This window comes from Streptomyces shenzhenensis, assembly GCF_021462265.1.
GTDB classification, from domain to species: Bacteria; Actinomycetota; Actinomycetes; order Streptomycetales; family Streptomycetaceae; genus Streptomyces; species Streptomyces shenzhenensis.
Genome location: NZ_JAJONF010000191.1, coordinates 1 through 595 on the forward strand (window position 1 = coordinate 1; position 595 = coordinate 595).

Genomic DNA, 595 nt, shown 5'->3' on the forward strand with positions numbered 1-595 from the left:
GAGGTGGGTGGCGAGGCGTTCGCCCTGCGCGGCCAGCGCCTCGGGGCTTGCGGCGGACAGCAGCAGGGGCAGTGCGGTGGGCGTTTCCCCGGTGGTGGGTGGCTCGGGGTCCTCCGGCTGTCCGACGTCGGACTGCTGGTGTTCCTCCGGCTGCTCCAGGATGACGTGGGCGTTCGTCCCGCTGATCCCGAACGACGAGATCCCGGCCCGCCGTGGCCGGTTCGTCTCCGGCCAGGGGAGGGCGCGGTCGAGGAGACGGATGTCGCCCTCGCTCCAGTCGACCTGGGAGGTCGGCCTGCTGAGGTGGAGGCTGCGCGGGAGCAGGCCCTCGCGCATCGCCCAGATCATCTTGAGGACCCCCGCCACGCCGGCGGCGGCCTGGGTGTGCCCGATGTTGGTCTTGACGGAGCCGAGGTGCAGGGGGCTGCTGCGGTTCTGGCCGTAGGCCGCCAGGAGGGCCTGGGCCTCGATGGGGTCGCCGAGCCGGGTGCCGGTGCCGTGCGCCTCGACGATGTCCACGTCGGCCGGGGTGAGGTGGGCGTTGTCGAGCGCGGTGCGCAGCAGGCGGGCCTGGGAGCGGCCGTTGGGCGCGGTC

Annotated in this window: 1 protein-coding gene; it reads right to left on the reverse strand. The window is 73.9% G+C overall.

From position 1 onward, the window contains the following. A partial coding sequence (locus LQ326_RS47400) for a ketoacyl-synthetase C-terminal extension domain-containing protein (RefSeq protein ID WP_234545411.1) occupies positions 1 to 595 on the reverse strand: 595 nt, incomplete at both ends.